The sequence below is a fragment of the Mucilaginibacter sp. RCC_168 genome (assembly GCF_041355315.1).
Taxonomy (GTDB): domain Bacteria; phylum Bacteroidota; class Bacteroidia; order Sphingobacteriales; family Sphingobacteriaceae; genus Mucilaginibacter.
In genome coordinates, this window is sequence record NZ_JBFUPN010000017.1 from 1 (window position 1) to 16,741 (window position 16,741).

Here is a 16,741-nt window from a genome sequence, read left to right on the forward strand (position 1 = left end):
ACGCCCTGGTCAAATATCGGCGGAACACATTGCAACATTGCCCCGGAATACATGGTCAATTTCAGCGGTATACCCACGCTTTCAGGCGTTACGGGAATTGTCGTATTTTTATAAAGCAGCGCCAGAATTGTACTGGTTTGTTATTGCTGAGCGAATGCGAAATGAGACAGACGGCGACTGTCTCCATGAAGTTATTCATGCGATGTATTACAAGGATGTCATTACTCAAAATACCGAAAAAGTAGTTGATTCGCTTTGGACGGTTAGTCCCAGAATCCATAACATCAAGGTAAAGAACGAACTTGAAAAAATGTACGTTTATTTATTGCTGGAAGTTATTTTGAACCATGAGAATTCATCAGCACTAGAATTAGTCAGGCACAATTCGGTCAATGAAGATTTTTGCAGGGAATTCATATGGCGCACCTTTGAAATCCTTGATTCTAAAAACAAAGAAAAGGAAGCACTATTAGGCAAAACAAGCGAGCGGGAGCTATATTCTCTGATCGAAGAATTTATACTTGGTCAGTTTGATTTGGTTAAGGGACTCGAACTCAATGATCCTGCCATAACCGCTCCGCTCCATACGATAGACTTATGTATTGATCAACTATTCTTTAAAGTTGATAAAGACGTGAAAAGTAAGTCGAAGCTAGCGATTTTGAAAGACAAAAAGGATTATCTTAAACAAGTAAAGCCATTGCTATCACTAATCCTGACCCAATCAAAAAATATAAAACAAGGTTTTATGGTCGCACATTCAGGTTATTACCTCATGCAGCTATTAAACTTTTTATTTCCTGCCGATCCTGTTTACATTCTTGAGTTAGCTTCGGATACTGTTGCCTGCGCTTCAGCGAATAGTTTTACCTACGACCAGACGACTATGCAGGAAACCATGAAACTGACGGAGAGAATACTTGCAGACCATAAAGGTATATTGAAAGATCAGGCAAACTTTAATCATTTACTTTCCATCCTGAACCACTTTGCAAACTCCGGATGGTTGGAGGCACTGGAGTTAATTTGGAAATTGAGGGAAATTTTTTAGCAACGAAATATTTAAACAGTTAAGGCATATCTGATATTTTGCATCGAGTTATTAGTAATCCGTTAGTATTTAAAATAAGATAATTAATACCTAAGTTTGATTGGTAACCTTTCAAACGACCTTTCACAAACCTCAGCAAATGATTACTAAAATTGATATAGGTCATTTTGGACTATTCAACAGTTATTCCTGGCAAACAGCAATAGGCCGTGATGATATATTCCAAAGATTAAATATTATTTACGGAAGGAACTACTCCGGTAAAACGACATTGGCTCGAATGTTTAAATGCATTGAAGACAACCTCATGCATAAGAACTACCTTGAGTGTAAGTTCCAAATTACGTTGGATAATGGCAAGGTTATATCCCAGGCAAATCTCCATGAGTTCGCTGCTCATCATAAGATCCGCGTTTATAATACCGATTTTGTAAGGGAAAACTTGGGGTGGTTGTACAATGATGACGGTACCATAGAACCATTTACCATACTCGGATCGAAAAATATAGAACTTGATAAAGAAATTACAGCAATTGATGAGGCTCTTGGAAAAGTTGATGATGGCAAAGGTCTTTTATTTGAAATAGACAAATTGCAAAAAGAGCTTGACCGGCTGGCGAAATTAAATGAGGACAGGACCAACACTCTGGATGAAAAATTGAAGAGGCGGGCCAGTGACAAAATCAAGATCGACAGTAATCTCTTCCTGGCCACTAATGCAAAAAAGGCTTATTCAATAACTGACATTAAGGCGGATATCACACTATTGGGAACAGATCTCAATAAACACTTCTTAAGCCCAGAGCAAACACAGGAAAAGGTCAAATTATTAAAGGAAGGTGCATTGGAAGATATTAACCCCTTGTCTGAATCCAAACCAAAATTCGCGGATTATTACAAAGACTGCAAGGAAATTCTTTTAAAGAAGATCAAGCCCAGTACACCAATAGCCGACTTGATCAGCGATAACCTTTTACAGGAATGGGTAAGGCAAGGGATAGATAAACACAAAGGCAAGCGTAAAACCTGCGGTTTCTGCGGCAATATCATCGACGATAAACTCTGGAGCAAATTGGATGAACACTTCAGCAAAGAGTCTGAGGATTTAAGAGCGTCAATAAAGAGCAAAATAGACCTTTTGGAGCAAGCAAAAAAAGGATTAAATGAGTTTTTAACCTTAAAAAAAGAAAGTTTTTACGTGACCCTACAACCCCAATTTGATGGTGCGCTAAAAACATGGAAATCCGCAAGCAAAACTTACAGCGAAAGTATAGATCAACTGATCACTGAGCTTCGGGCACGAGAAAAAGATATCTTTCGCGAGCGTGAACTCCCAGAGATTACTGATGTTTCAGAAAGCATTCTGAATGTATTCAGGCAATTTAATAATATCCTAACTGACCATAATAAAAAAACGAGTTCACTAGCTCTTGACCAATTACGGGCAAGGAAAGATTTACGATTTGCACACATCGCTGCCTATCTCATAGATATCGACTATCTGAAAGAATTGGAAACCATTGATACCAAAGATGCCGAACTACTTAAATTACACACCGACCTTACGCCTAAAAAAGCAGAAATCAAAAGGTTAGCTGAAGAAAAAAGAACTTTAGAAGCGCAGGCTAAAGATGAAAGCAAAGGTGCAGAACTTGTCAATCAGCACCTGACCCATTTTTTTGGGCATAACGAATTAAAGCTGGTCGCGGAAGGAGAATCGCCCAATATGAAATTTATTATCCAACGGGAAGGCATAAATGCTAACAATTTAAGTGAAGGAGAATGCAGCCTTATCTCCTTTTGTTATTTCATAGCAAAAATGGAGGATGAACTCAAAGATCAAGTCAATGGCCACAAACTGGTTATTTATATTGATGACCCAATATCGAGCCTGGATAGTAACCATATTTTTTTTATGTTCAGTCTGATCGAAAGTGTGATAGCTGGCCCAAAAAAATATGGACAACTGTTTATTTCGACCCACAACCTCGACTTCTTAAAATACCTAAAAAAACTAACAACGCCTTATTTTAAACCGCAGCCCGGCAGCAAAAACAAGGCAGATATCAAGCATTTTATCATTGAACGGAAAACAAAAGGTAACACTATCTTGAAACTGGCACCGGACTATCTCAAAAACTATATTACCGAATTTAATTATCTGTTCGATCAAATCTACCAGTGCTCTGTAGGTGACCGTGAAATCATCAACCATAATTATCAATATAGTTTTGGCAATAACATGCGCAAATTTCTGGAAGCTTACCTATTCTACAAGTACCCAAGTCATAAAATGACACCAGACGAGAAGCTGCGCAAATATTTTGCCGGGGATAGCATCACCATTAACCTCATCAATCGGGTTATAAATGAGTATTCTCATATCGGAGAGCATTTCGAAAGAGGCATGGAGCCTATAGATATGGACGAAATCCACCGGGTATCAAACGCAGTTATTAACCGGATAAAAACTACTGACGCAGATCAATATGAGGCACTCATGGACAGCATAAATCAATTGGCTTAGAGAAAAAGGAAAATGAGTAATGAGTACTTTCATTTTTTAGCACAGTTCTTCTAAAAATGGCTACCGAAGAGCGCTTAAATGGTTCACATAATTCTATGTTTTACGCATATTATCTGTTTGGATCAGACCAAATTGATTGCACTGTGTAGTTCGTATCGACTTACTGTATCCCAAATAACGATTGATCAAAGCATGTTGACTAAGAAGCAAAAAATAAATATTACCTTAACAAAAAATATTAAATGACACTTGTAGTTTCTTGGATCGGTATGGATTCCAGAAAAATTTCATCATTAAACATTGCAAGTGATAGCCGAATATCATGGGGAATAACCGCAACTTATGACTTTGGACGGAAAGTTTTTGGCTGTAAAAATCACCCTGTAATAATTGGTTATTGTGGAGACGTATTATTTCCGTCTATCGTAATTAACCAGTTGATTGATCTTTCTGATCAAGGCTTTTTATTCCCTGCTATTTCCACGAACGATGAAAAATTTGATGCCTTTTACCAAAAATTAAAAGAATTGTTCGCGGATTACCCATCACAGACAATCGGTATTGTCGACGACACTATTCAAATATTATTTGCTTGTAGGAGTGGAGAGATAGATTTCCTTTGTAAGAAAATAACCTGGAGGAAAGCTGGCGATTCATGGTCCGTTGGGAACCAAACATTTTCTGAACATTCGGATAAGCTATTTATTATTGGTTCCGGCAGAATTGAGTTTGAAGAACGGTTTAAGGAATTTCAAAAAAGCAATGAGGCCAAAACCAGCCGTGCCGTTTTCCAGTGCTTTTGCGAAACACTTGAGAATATTACCAATAACTATGTTGGAGGGCCTCCTCAGTTAGTTGGGCTTTATAATCGATTTAATGCTATGCAATTTGGCATTATTCATAAAAATAAGCGATATTTCCATGGAATTGAAGTTAATAATAGCGTTGACTATAACAGAGTCGAATGGCGAAATAAATTGTTCGAAATCTGTGATGGAGAAACAAAAAAAATTAGAATAAATGCGCAAAAGCAACCGCGCGCTAAACGGCATTAAAAAAGCGATTCCCTGGACGTCCACCATTATTAAAAGAAATTGGGCGTGCTAGTGCTGGGAATACCTGGTAGTTTCTGCTGGGTTTCCTACCGGGGTTTAATCCAGACGTTAAAATGTCCTTAATCTCCATTATTCAAGAAGAAAAGGAAAAAACTGGCAAGATATGAAAAACGATATCATGGAAACAGTTCTGAAAGGCTTATTAATCTATTTATTTCATTCAGTTTATAATAGGCCAATACCACCCTCTCCACATAATTATTGTACATAAACAAGGTTTAAACCGGACTAAAATTTATAGCGGCATACAATAAGGATCTCAATGCAGCATATCAATCATATTTAATACTTCCTGTTCATTTTCAAATGTTGTGGCCTTGATGTAATAATCGGTAACCAGGTCCTTTTCATACCATCGTAAATAAACTAGGTCGGGATTTTGCTTGGTGAGTTCCTCGATCATGGCTTCATAACACTGGAGAGAAAAAAGCATTAAATCGTAATGCTTTACAGCCAGTTGTCTGATTAATTGAGTGACGAACCGTTCGCTCAAATTTGGCCCATCTTGTCTATGTTTAAGCACCGATGGGCCAAGTATTTTGATACATCGCCTGATCATCTCTTTAGGATTGAAAGAACCTATGGCTTCGAAATCTTTGGCATCAATATCGGCGTAATCACTCCAGCTTTTATTACTGCTTAGGTATTTAAAGAAATTAGTTGCGGCTCTTGTTGACCCAAGTTTAAGAGATGCTTTAATTAAACGCCATTTCAAACGACTTTCGATCTGATGCTTATTAGCAGACCTCTCGGCAAGTTTGAGACAGGCGTGTTTATCCCATATATTTTTTCCGTTAAGGATTGCATTAAATACAGGTTTGAAAAGCCCCCATTGCCAATCCTCCGTAATAAACTTTACCTGCTTTAGTTCACTGGCTAATATTTCAGGACTGGCTCCGAGTGCCACCAAGGTTGTCACCAAGGAGTCTTTGACATCGTTAGGGGTGGATTTCTTTTGCAAATGATCAATCAGCAAAGGAATCGATTCAGTGATTTGCAAAACGATGCAGATACTACAATGGGTTTCCAGAACTCTGGTTTCAGGGAACCTTTTCGTTAGGTTCATCAATATCCTTTTTTTGAATAAACTGACGTCATCAACCTTTTCCAGGATCCTTTGGAAGAGGTATTCCCTATTAACCGGCATTGGGGTCAATTGTACAAAGCCGCTCGCATCGAATGAAACCATATCAAAAAGAACTACTTGCGGCAGCTGGATTAGACCTTGCATAAATAAGGAGCGAAGATGGCGTGCGCCGTAGGTGCCAACATACCTACCATCCGGCGTTTTTTTAAGCGACTTTTTAAAATCTACTTTCCTTAACATCACCTTGTTAACGTAAGACTGCAGCCAGTCTAGCCAATATTGGGGTAATTCTTTTTTCTGCTCAACACCGTAAGCTGTCATTTGTGTAAACACATAATAATCCCAGTTCCATTCGTTGATCCATTGCATAAACGTGTCAAACCCGTTCAGTTTTTGACTTTCGATCATTCGAAAAATGATATTATTAGTCACGATACTTTTGATCTCTGTTTTTTCGCTGCGTTCAAGCATAAACCAATCCTCGTCAAAATCATTTAACCGAGCTACTTCCTTATAAATTCTTTTCGCTTCATCAACGAATGTTTTCTTGCTTTTAAGGAGTTCGAAATCTCTTTCTGTGCGCTGTCGGTTTATTTCGACCCAATTAAACGCAGATTTGGTTACTGGCTGAAAGAAGTCAGGATAGGCTATCGCTATCTTTTCATCAAGATATTTAAAACAATCCCTTCGATCGAAATGATCAAGGAAAATACGTGTCATTCGCAGTGCATCCTTTTCAATCTGACCGCTCTGAACCTGCGCTATGAGTTGGTCAATTAGGTTATTGTCGACTAAATCTGCCCCAATTGAACTACGGTACAATACACTGTCTTCCCCCCGCAATAATGAAAACAAAGCGATTTCCCTGGTGTTCGTCTTAATGAAAAATAATGCTAGGTTACCCCACTTGTTGCCCTCTGAAAGATTAGCATGGATAGCAGCAATGAACGCCGTATATTCATTCAGGATCGTTTGATCTCCAGTCACTAAATATAGGTCGGCCAGCTTTTCATTAATTTTTTGAATAGTTTGGCGTTCTGACAGATCGTAAATGGAGTCCAAAATGATGCTCAGCTGTTCAATATTTTTTATTGCAAATTTCAGCCAAGTGACCGCTCTTTGGGGATTAATAAAAGCGAGAACAATTTCCAGAAAGTCATTTCCTAACACAGTTGAACTATTTGATTCCTTTGGAAATATTATCGAGGCACTCTCAAGGATATAGTTAAAATATTCTTCTGCCGCCGCAGTTTTGATCATCTTTAATGTGGCTTCCCGAACCATTTTATTATCTGCGTTTGGACATTTTCGTACGCAAAAACGGATATCGGCAAGATCCAAAAACAGATGCTTAGTCATGACATCAATTGCCATGTCGTGAATGGCCGGAGTTTCATCTGACTGTACGATATGCCGTAGCTCCTTCCGAAGTAGCTGCCGGTTACCGCCAGTTATGTTTTCGGTTTGAAAATTGAGTAAAATATCCAGTAAACATCTTTGATGAACAGGTGTGCAGTTAGCGTCCTGAAGTTCAGAGAACAGAAAGCTCAGAGCTTCAGGAGTGTGATCAACAAATGCCAAGAGATCCTGAACCTCGTAAGAACCACGCAAATAATATAACCCTTCTTTTTTTCCTTGAAAGATCAAATGTTTGAAAATTACTAGTCGGGTTTCTAACTCAATTTTATCTTTCTCAAACCTCAATAGTAATTCCGGATTATGCTCTTTAAGGGTATGAAAAAATCTTGAGTATTTGTCGTTCGTCTTTTCCATTATGGTGAAAAGGTAATTCGCAGTGTTCACCAGGCGCGGTTTTAGGATGAGAAATACAGGTTCATGAAACAGTAATCGCTGTAATCGGCCCCAATCGAGGCTATCCAGGTAACTGGCAGTCAAATATTCCTGGAAATTATTATGTTCAAAATAAATGGATAACGCCTTATCATTCTCTTCACAGCTTAATAGTGAGCAATAACGAATATCTCCTGCTCTCAGCATTGTTAATTCTTTGAGCTGTCCCTCGACGATTGAATTTCGGCCGGTGAGTGTCAGGTAAACCGCAAGCTTCTTCGCAAATAGCAGGTAGTCTGCTGTTGGCAACATAAATGGATATTTTATTTTGTCCTCCTCCAGCTTTAGTTCGATAATCTGACTGATGGCTTCTGCGCGGTCTTTCGGAAAAGATAACGAGGGATGTTCAAATAAATCCACCAGATTTTTTAGATAGAAAGGATTGTTCAGCAGATCCATCAACCGGGTCTTTTTACACAGATCGTCGAATTTTTTTATGCTGGCAACCGAAAGCCCCCGATCCTGATAATACTTGGCAATATCATATTGATCTAACGGTTTAAGGTATTGCGGTTTAAGACGGCTCATTTCATCTGCACCGTCTCCTATAGACTTTAATGAAAAGCTGCTTCGAGCAGTGGTAACGATATTGGCCGGAGCATAGTTTTGTAATAGAAAATTAAATTGTCCTATAAAATTCTCAAGGAGATTATTAGGAATTTCATCGAGACCATCGAATAACAGCAACAATCTTTGTTTGGGTACCTGTAGCCAAAATTCATAGAATGCGCTGATTAACTTGTCCAAGTCGCCTCGATATAATTTTAACCGGACAATAATAGGAAAAAGTCGGCTGGTCGTACTGTAATGAAAGGCTAGGTAATCCAGCTCTTTGCTCTTTCCCAACCCTGCATCCGAGCGAATAATTACTCTGGCGGGCCTATTTTCCGCATGACAATCACTGATGTGATCTGCTAATAGCTGTGAATCATAATAGGTATATCCATATTTTTTCGTTGGTCGTTCGGGATTAGTTAATTTTCTAGGAATATAGTCACGAACTTGGCCGTAAACTTTTTTTTCAGGCAATCTAATCAGGCTGGCGAAATATGGTTCATAAACTTCTCTTTTTACAAATGCTTTTACCCACAGCTCTCCAAAAAACTCATATATAATATCAACATCGTTTTTAATTTCCTCAGAAATCTCGTTGCTGCCTAATTTTGAAAGTTTTATTCCTTCTGCTTCCAGCAGTTTCCTTTGTTCTTCCAGCGTATCAACGAAGGAAGTATCAATGAGTTCATTAGAAGAAAACAAAACGAATTCGGCAGTCTTGGCAAACCATTTTTGCTGGCTTTTTACGTCGCTGAAAACGTTTATAGCTTTTATGAGGTCATCTCCTGTGAACTGTTCGACCCTTTTGCACTGATAAAGGATGTATTTTTCGTCATCGGTGCGCACCAAGATATCAAGCCCATACTGTTTTTGGCCAGGATATCCGTACAGAGTACATAGTTCCATTCCATAGTTTTTGTAACAATATTTTAAGCAAAGTTGTTCAAACCTGCGGGGAGACAGGTCACCAAAAGGTAAGCGATCAAAATTATATTTAGCGGGTGGCCTGATGCCAAAATCTTCGTAATCAGTTTGGTAATCTCTCTGGTTTAGTTCTTGATACTGATTTGGCATAATAATAAGGTTGAGTTCAATTACTTTAAACGACTAAGAATACGAGTAGGTAAGTCTCTCAGTAATAAAAGCTACAGATTAAAATAAATACTTAAAATAAGATTTTACATCCATATTAAATTTGAGATTATTCATTTACTAATAAGTTTAAAAATACGACCATAAATAATGCTATTATAAAACATTCAAGATTGAGTTGGTTATTGATCTAATCAAAGGTAGTAGAACAAACCCATCGAATAGGATTTCAAGCATGAGAAAGTTATAAATTCAGAGTCGATGCTATCTGATTTTTTTCACAATGCCTTAAATTTAATAAGCCTTTAACAACGAGTTAGGTATTGTAGTTAAGAGTTCACAAGCTTGTAATTCAAAAGCACAAACCAACAAATATTTATTTTGTTAAATATGCATATAACCTTTTGCCATGAAACAGCAACAAATCATCTCGTCAATTCTTGTTACAAACGCAGGTATGAAGGGTCTTGCCATATTTAAATATTGGATCGGCAGAAGAAGATTTTACAGGAGAAGCATTACAGGACTTGAAGGCTTTAAATCTTATGAGCAAATGAGACTCATCAGATTTATAGAATGGCTCGGGGTTATTTTTGCAAATCTCTTGATAATGGGTGGAATATTGCTGTTTCTGCTGTGCCTTATCCCTCCTTATGGCCACCATAAATAGCCTATATGACCATACTCGCGTTAAGGATTGCAGTAAAAAGCCCACAGCGAAGCGAGGACTTGTAACGAAAAGCCTGGGCCAAAGGCAACGCCAAAAAAATCAGGAAATTTTCTTAAAATTAAAAAGCTCCTGTACTTCGATGTCTAAACCAATAGCTATTTTTCTGAGCGTTTTAAGCCGTAAATCGACTCTTCCCTTTTCAATATTTATCAATTGGTGATGCTCGATTTCTGCAATTAACGCAAATTCACGAACGCCAAGATTCTTCGAAGACCTTAATTCTTCGATTTTCTCCCCTAAGCGTAATCGTAAATCATTTTCACTAATTGGCATCAGCGAAATATCATTCTACTTTGTAAAATAAATGGTACATAGTTATGTACCATTTGGAAAAAATTACTTACTTTAGTGTTTTAAGCATCGATTAGATGTGAATACTTTAATTATTTTTGCGATTCTTCATAGATAAATAGAAGCATTCGCACTTAAAACTCGCTCTGGGAAACTGGTAATTTAATGGAAACGAGTCGATAAGTGGAATGCCTACGCTATAGGCGTGGGCTCACTTATTTGTTTCCCGGTATACCAGTACCTCCAGAGCAATAAGTCGGGTTCCACGCCTTCTTTTGCTCCGGCAAAGCAGCAGAAACCCTTCTTTAACGATATACAGGGATGGACGCAAAACTCAAATCAATCAACCGGATCCAGTTACTCAGCGCTGAAGAAGCGTTAGAGCGGATCTTTGCCGGCATTGATTCTCCCGCGCTAAAAAGTGAGCTGTTCAAATGGTTTGCCTTCGGTACCACCGGCAGAGGCAAAGAACTGCACACCTTAACGCCGGAAGAGTTAGGCGACTTCATGGACAAGCTCCCCGACCTGGCCCTTGCCCTGTATAACTACCACAAAGAAATGCAGAAAGGAGCCGACAAATGACCACGATTCACATGAACCAATGGTTACTTGTCATTTGCCCGCCGGAATGACCAGTAACGATAACGGCAGTCCGATCAGTTAATAGTTAAGCTTCCGGCTGCCGTTATTGACCTATCCCATCCATGCCCGAACGGGCATTTCTTCCCGATTTTTTAAACAACCCCAAACACACATGAAAAAAACGATATTTTTTATGGTGCTGGCCACGCTTTGCCTTTTTTTTAAGCTGCCCGCACAGGAACTCAGCCCCCAGTTTTCCCAGACCCTGACCGGTAAAGTAACCGACGAACAGGGCAAGCCCCTGCCCGGCGCTACCGTGCTGCTACAGGGTACCCGGGTACCGGCCATTACCAGCGCCGATGGTACCTTTAAGCTGTTTGTAACCGTCAAGAGCGGAACACTTACTGTCAGTTTTATCGGCTTCCAAAAAGCCAGTATTCCCTTTGAGCATACCAGGACAGCACCCCTGTCCATACAACTGACACCAGACCTCAGCGCCCTCAATGAAGTGCAGGTCATCGGGTACGGAACAACCACGAAAAGATTCAATACGGGGAGCGTCGCGTCCATATCCGCCAAAGAGATCGAAAACCAGCCGGTCAGCAATCCATTAGCGGCATTACAAGGCCGTGCTTCCGGCGTCCTGGTACAAACGACGAACGGCTTGCCGGGAGGAGGCATCAAAGTACAAATCCGCGGCCAGGGCTCGCTGGCCTCCGGTACAGACCCGCTGTTCATCGTAGATGGTGTTCCATTCCTGTCAACCTCACCCTATGGAAGCGGAGCGCTGAATGGCGCTAACGGCATCATCAGCCCCCTAAGTATCATCAACCCCGACGATATCGAAAGCATCGATATTTTAAAAGACGCGGACGCTACGGCGATCTACGGATCAAGGGCCGCTAACGGCGTGGTGCTGATCACCACCAAAAAAGGAAAAAAAGGCGGGGACCGGGTCACGGTGGACCTCACCCATGGCATCAGCAAGATCAGCCGGATAAACCCTGTATTAGGATTGCCCTATTACCTGAAACTCCGGCGGGAGGCTTTTGCCAATGATGGCGTCATCCCAGATGTGAACACAGCGCCCGACCTGCTTAAATGGGATACGACGAAGTCAACCGACTGGCAGCGTTATTTTTATGGCAAAACCGCACAGGTTACCACGCTGCAGACCAGTATCGCCGGCGGTAACGAGAATAACCAATACCTGTTCAGCCTGAATTACCGGAATGAGGGGACCATCCTGCCCGGTGATGAAAACTATAAAAAGGGCGGCGGTTATTTCAATTTCAACCATAGCAGTAATGATCAGCGGTTCAACCTCACCCTGTCCGTCAACTATAATAAAGACAACAACCACACCCTTTATTCCGCCATCAACAGCGGCGCTTTTTCCATTCCCCCCAATTTCCTGGTCCGCAACCCGGACGGGAGCTATAACTGGGACATCAGTAACCCGGTAGCGGCGCTGGAACAAAAACAGCGCAGCAATACAGATTATATCAATGTCAGCACCTCGTTAGGCTACAAGCTGTTCCCGGGAATGGATGCCAAGATCAGCCTGGGTTATAACCGTTACGCATTAGACCAGGTGGCCACCCTGCCTCAGGATTCCCAGGACCCCTCCTTTGACCCCTTGCCTACCGCCTATTTCTCCAACAGTGTTTCCCAGCGTTATATCCTGGAACCACAACTCAATTACCGGAAAGAGATTTCCGGGGATGTGCTGACCGCCCTGATCGCCGGCACTTTCCAACATGTAGAGAATACCGGATACACCCTGGAGGGCGACGGGGTCAGCAACCCCGCCCTGCTGGGTAACCTCGGAGCCGCTAACACCATCGTCAACCAGATTAACACCTACTCCCTGTATAAATATGTTTCGGTCTTTGGGCGGGTAAATTATAACCGGAAAAAAAAATACCTGCTCGATCTCAACTTCCGGCGGGACGGCTCCAGCCGCTTTGGACCGGGTAAGCAATTCGGCAATTTTTACGCGATCGGTGGAGCCTGGATATTCACGGAAGAAAATGGGATCAAAAGAAGCCTCCCCTTTTTGAGCTACGGAAAACTCCGGGGCAGCTATGGTACGACCGGGAATGACCAGATCAGTGACTACCAGTATATATCCAGTTATAATGCCGGAACCGTTTACGGGGGCACGTCGACCCTGTCACCGGCCCGGGTCGCCAACCCGGATTACAGCTGGGAAACCACCCGCAAGCTCGAAGCAGCGCTGGAGCTGGGATTTATCCATGACCGGATCCTGTTCACTACGGCCTGGTACCGGCATAACAGCAGTAAACAGCTGATCGCTTATAAGATCCCCTATCTCGCAGGATTCGCGTCCTACCAGGCCAACTTCCCGGCAGTGATCCAAAATACCGGGTTGGAGCTCGACCTGAAAGTACAAGCCCTAAGCGGCAAGGGATTGAACTGGACCAGCACGATCAACCTGACCCTGCCCAAAAACAAGCTTCAAAGCTTTCCAAATATCGAAGGGTCCAGCTATGCCAACACCTATATCGTCGGCCAGGACCTGAGTGTCAAAAAAGGACTGAAGCTGTTAGGGGTCGATCCGCAAACCGGTATCGCGCAATTCGCCGACATTAATAACGACGGTAAGATCACCACACCCGCGGACCTCGTGGTATTAGGCAAGACCAGTCCGGATCTATTCGGTGGCTGGACCAATTCCTTTTCCTATAAAGGATTCGCGCTTGACGTAACCATGGAGTTCGTGAAAAGGCGTTACCTGGGTTATCAGCCACTGTTAGGAGCCTATCCCTATAACGACCCCTTGTTCGTGCTGAACAGGTGGCAAAAGCCCGGTGATGTCACCGATATCCCCCGCGCCTCCGTGAATATCGTTTCCTCCCAATACAACTCCACCCAGTTACCGGACGCCTCCTACGGCAGGCTAAAGAACCTGGCCATTTCCTATACACCCAAGGCCGCCCTGCTAAAACGCCTGGGCCTGAAAGACCTCCAATTATATATTAACGGCCAAAACCTCTGGGTGATCGCCAACAAACAGCGCTTTGATCCCGAGATCAGCGGAGGAAGCGGAGGCGTGGCTCCATTGAAAAGCATCATTTTCGGTCTAAAAACAACACTATGAAAAATATCCTGAAATACGGGCTGCTATTGCCCGCGCTGCTTATCTTCACCTGCACCGGGTGCAGGAAGATGGCCAGTACCGATCTTCCCCCTAACCAGCTGACGCCTGACAAAGTATTCGGCGACAGCAGTTCCGCGGTCGCGGCTACCGCCAACCTCTATACCCTGTTCGGTACGGTGGATGCCAACTTTATCCGGTATATCGGCACTTATACAGACGAATTGAAAACGACGACCGTCAGTTCCGTGTCCACCGAGTTTACCAATGGATCGCTAACCACCGGCAATACCGCGGTGCTGAGCATCTGGCAAAACCTGTATGCTACGATCTATAAAGCCAACGCTTTGCTTGAAGGCATTCAGCCGGTGAAAAGCCTGCCACCGACGCTGAAAAACACGTGCATGGGTGAGGCGAGATTTGTCCGGGCCTACTGTTATTACCAGCTGGTCAATATCTACGGGGATGTCCCGCTGGTACTGACCACCGCCGTCACCCAAAACGCCAAAGCCGCCCGGTCGCCCGCAAAAGCGGTGATGACCCGGGTCATCCTCGACCTGACCGAAGGTCAGCGATTATTGCCCGCCGCCTATCCTTTTGGCGGGGAAAAGATCCAGGCCAACCGATGGGCGGCCGCTGCCCTGCTGGCCAAGGCCTACCTGTTCAATAACGATTACGTCCATGCCGGAGCACAGGCGGACCAGGTCATTAGCTCGGGGCAATACAACCTGCTGAGCAACCTGAATCAGGTCTTCACCGCGAATAACGCCGAAGCTATTCTCCAATTATGGAATTCCACGGGAGCATCCACCTTAAACTCGGTCCCGTCATCGGGGATTCCCGTCTATCAGGTGTCGCCGCAGTTGCTGGCTTCCTTCGAAACAGGAGACAAACGCAGGACAAGCTGGGTCAATTCCGTAACCGTTTCCGGCCTACAGTATTATTATCCCTATACGTATAAACAACGTAACCCGACTACAGGCCCGCTGGCGGAATACAGCACCTATATCCGGCTGGCGGAGCTGTATTTGATCAGAGGAGAATCCAGGCTGCGACAACAGGACCTCTCCGGCGCCAGAGCAGACCTGAATACCATCCGGCAAAGAGCGGGTTTGCCCGCAACAACGGCGACTACCGCTGATGAGTTGCTGACCGCCATCCGGCAGGAACGGCAGGCCGAGCTTTTCAACGAAGGCGGCAACCGCTTCATTGACCTGAAAAGGTATCAAACCATCGATCAGGTCTTGTCACCAATTAAGCCCTTGTGGAAGCCATCATCGGCGCTCTTCCCTATACCGCAAGCCGAAATACTGAATGATCCAAATCTTACTCAAAATCCAGGATACTAATGAAAACCTTCTATTATTTAAAGATCACCCTGCTCTTGTTGTTAGCGGCAGGATCGTGCTCCGAAGTCCGGAGCCAGGAAAAAGGAACCCAGGAAATTCATATAGGGGAGCATGTACCCGACATTACCCTTCGCGGCTTTTACGGGGACACCCTGAAAAAAGTCAAGCTGAGCGAACTCTACCGGAACAAACTGTTGCTATTGGATTTCTGGGGCACCTGGTGTGCCGGCTGCCTGGAGGAAATGCCCCGGTTAATTGAGCTCAAAAAAGAGTTCGGGGACCAATTGCAGATCGTGGCCGTAGGTTATGAAAGTTACCAGAAGATCGACAGGCTATTCAAAAGACGACCCGACTTAAATTCCAAAGCTTACCTGACCCTGACCAGCGATTCGATCCTGACCCGGCGGCTGTTCCCGCACAAGCTTTTACCACATATCGTCTGGATCGACCAAACCGGGAAAGTGACCATGATCTCCGAGGGCACGGATGTCACCAGTTCCAATATCAGGAATGCGCTGAGTAACCGACCGATAGCGGCAAGTATCAAGCAGGACAAAATGAACCTGGGCACGTCCAGTATTACTGAACCATTCCATATCATGGACACCAGCTTCCAGAGCCGCTCCATATTTACCCGTGCAGTTAAAGGAATGCTATCTTTTGACGCTTTCCTGGGCAACGACGCGAAGGAACCCCGGAAATTTAACCGGATCTTTATGGGTAACCTGACGATCCGGGACCTTTACTGGAACGCTGTTATCGGTCACTGGTACAGCGCGCAAAATTACAGCCGGCTGATCTTCGAGGTTAAAGACTCTCTGAAATATATGCTCCCCCAGTTAGCTCCGATCAGTTTCCGAAACTCTTCCTATACGAGCTTCAGCGCCTGGGCTGATGCCAATTCTTATTGTTACGACCTGAAATTACCCTACCGGGTGGCAGACACCATTTTGCAAAAATACATGATAGCCGACCTCAACCGGTACCTGAATATAAACGGACGGTACGAGCGGCGAAACATGGACTGTTATGTACTTAAGCTGGCCAGGCAGCCAGCAAACCAAAGTTCACAAGGCCAGGCAAATACCTTACCTGACAACGCAAATAAATCAAGCAATTACCAGCCAATAAATATCCAGCAATTGACGGAGCTCTTAAATCACCGCATCGGCTACGGAACAATCATCAATGAGTCCGGGATATCTTTGAGCAAAATCTTCAACGTGAACGTCCAGATCAAAAAGGGACTTACACCAGAGCAGATCAACGCTGTGATTAATCCCCTTGGCTTTTCCCTGGAGGCAGGAAAACGGATTATTCCCGTTTTCGTGATATCAGAAAACGAATAACAAAAATTAAGGAAGCTGCGTCAGGCAGCTTCCTTTAGCAC

At 43.1% G+C, this 16,741-nt stretch carries 10 protein-coding genes; 8 read left to right on the forward strand and 2 right to left on the reverse strand.

The window, feature by feature from the left end:
* From AB6735_RS16825 to AB6735_RS16835, 3 genes are all read left to right on the forward strand, one after another.
* On the forward strand, nt 1–1,051 hold a 1,051-nt coding region (locus AB6735_RS16825; protein ID WP_370997012.1), incomplete at its 5' end, for a hypothetical protein.
* Between the two features lie 139 nt (nt 1,052–1,190).
* Nucleotides 1,191–3,578 carry an AAA family ATPase gene (locus AB6735_RS16830; protein WP_090463580.1) on the forward strand — a complete coding sequence of 796 codons (2,388 nt, stop codon included), beginning with the start codon at nt 1,191–1,193 and terminating at the stop codon, nt 3,576–3,578.
* A 242-nt stretch (nt 3,579–3,820) separates the two neighbouring features.
* Nucleotides 3,821–4,633 (forward strand): hypothetical protein, encoded by an 813-nt coding sequence (locus tag AB6735_RS16835; RefSeq protein ID WP_090463577.1) that lies wholly within the window; start codon nt 3,821–3,823, stop codon nt 4,631–4,633.
* 319 nt (nt 4,634–4,952) lie between these two features.
* On the opposite strand, the gene AB6735_RS16840 is transcribed toward AB6735_RS16835, so the two are convergent.
* Nucleotides 4,953–9,260 carry an NACHT domain-containing NTPase gene (locus AB6735_RS16840; protein WP_090463574.1) on the reverse strand — a complete coding sequence of 1,436 codons (4,308 nt, stop codon included), beginning with the start codon at nt 9,258–9,260 and terminating at the stop codon, nt 4,953–4,955.
* Between the two features lie 427 nt (nt 9,261–9,687).
* Here AB6735_RS16840 and AB6735_RS16845 point away from each other — a divergent pair, with 427 nt between their 5' ends.
* Nucleotides 9,688–9,948: a hypothetical protein gene (locus AB6735_RS16845; RefSeq protein ID WP_090463570.1), complete on the forward strand. Its 261-nt coding sequence runs from the start codon at nt 9,688–9,690 to the stop codon at nt 9,946–9,948.
* A 99-nt stretch (nt 9,949–10,047) separates the two neighbouring features.
* On the opposite strand, the gene AB6735_RS16850 is transcribed toward AB6735_RS16845, so the two are convergent.
* Nucleotides 10,048–10,281 carry a helix-turn-helix domain-containing protein gene (locus tag AB6735_RS16850; protein ID WP_090463567.1) on the reverse strand — a complete coding sequence of 78 codons (234 nt, stop codon included), beginning with the start codon at nt 10,279–10,281 and terminating at the stop codon, nt 10,048–10,050.
* Nucleotides 10,282–10,620: 339 nt separating this feature from the next.
* Here AB6735_RS16850 and AB6735_RS16855 point away from each other — a divergent pair, with 339 nt between their 5' ends.
* From AB6735_RS16855 to AB6735_RS16870, 4 genes are all read left to right on the forward strand, one after another.
* On the forward strand, nt 10,621–10,881 hold the full coding sequence (locus AB6735_RS16855; RefSeq protein WP_090463564.1) for a hypothetical protein: 261 nt from the start codon (nt 10,621–10,623) through the stop codon (nt 10,879–10,881).
* Nucleotides 10,882–11,053: 172 nt separating this feature from the next.
* Nucleotides 11,054–14,005: a SusC/RagA family TonB-linked outer membrane protein gene (locus AB6735_RS16860; RefSeq protein WP_090463562.1), complete on the forward strand. Its 2,952-nt coding sequence runs from the start codon at nt 11,054–11,056 to the stop codon at nt 14,003–14,005.
* Complete coding sequence (locus tag AB6735_RS16865) at nt 14,002–15,351, forward strand: RagB/SusD family nutrient uptake outer membrane protein (protein WP_090463559.1); 1,350 nt, start codon at nt 14,002–14,004, stop codon at nt 15,349–15,351. Before AB6735_RS16860 ends, AB6735_RS16865 begins: the two co-directional genes overlap by 4 nt.
* On the forward strand, nt 15,351–16,700 hold the full coding sequence (locus AB6735_RS16870) for a TlpA disulfide reductase family protein (protein ID WP_090463556.1): 1,350 nt from the start codon (nt 15,351–15,353) through the stop codon (nt 16,698–16,700). Before AB6735_RS16865 ends, AB6735_RS16870 begins: the two co-directional genes overlap by 1 nt.
* The last annotated feature ends 41 nt before the right edge of the window (nt 16,701–16,741 follow it).

Coding starts and splice junctions, on each gene's coding strand:
- AB6735_RS16835 (WP_090463577.1), top strand. CDS start 3,821: ATGACACTTGTAGTTTCTTGGATCGGTATGGATTCCAGAAAAATTTCA.
- AB6735_RS16845 (WP_090463570.1), top strand. CDS start 9,688: ATGAAACAGCAACAAATCATCTCGTCAATTCTTGTTACAAACGCAGGT.
- AB6735_RS16860 (WP_090463562.1), top strand. CDS start 11,054: ATGAAAAAAACGATATTTTTTATGGTGCTGGCCACGCTTTGCCTTTTT.
- AB6735_RS16830 (WP_090463580.1), top strand. CDS start 1,191: ATGATTACTAAAATTGATATAGGTCATTTTGGACTATTCAACAGTTAT.
- AB6735_RS16870 (WP_090463556.1), top strand. CDS start 15,351: ATGAAAACCTTCTATTATTTAAAGATCACCCTGCTCTTGTTGTTAGCG.
- AB6735_RS16865 (WP_090463559.1), top strand. CDS start 14,002: ATGAAAAATATCCTGAAATACGGGCTGCTATTGCCCGCGCTGCTTATC.
- AB6735_RS16855 (WP_090463564.1), top strand. CDS start 10,621: ATGGACGCAAAACTCAAATCAATCAACCGGATCCAGTTACTCAGCGCT.
- AB6735_RS16840 (WP_090463574.1), bottom strand. CDS start 9,260: ATGCCAAATCAGTATCAAGAACTAAACCAGAGAGATTACCAAACTGAT.
- AB6735_RS16850 (WP_090463567.1), bottom strand. CDS start 10,281: ATGCCAATTAGTGAAAATGATTTACGATTACGCTTAGGGGAGAAAATC.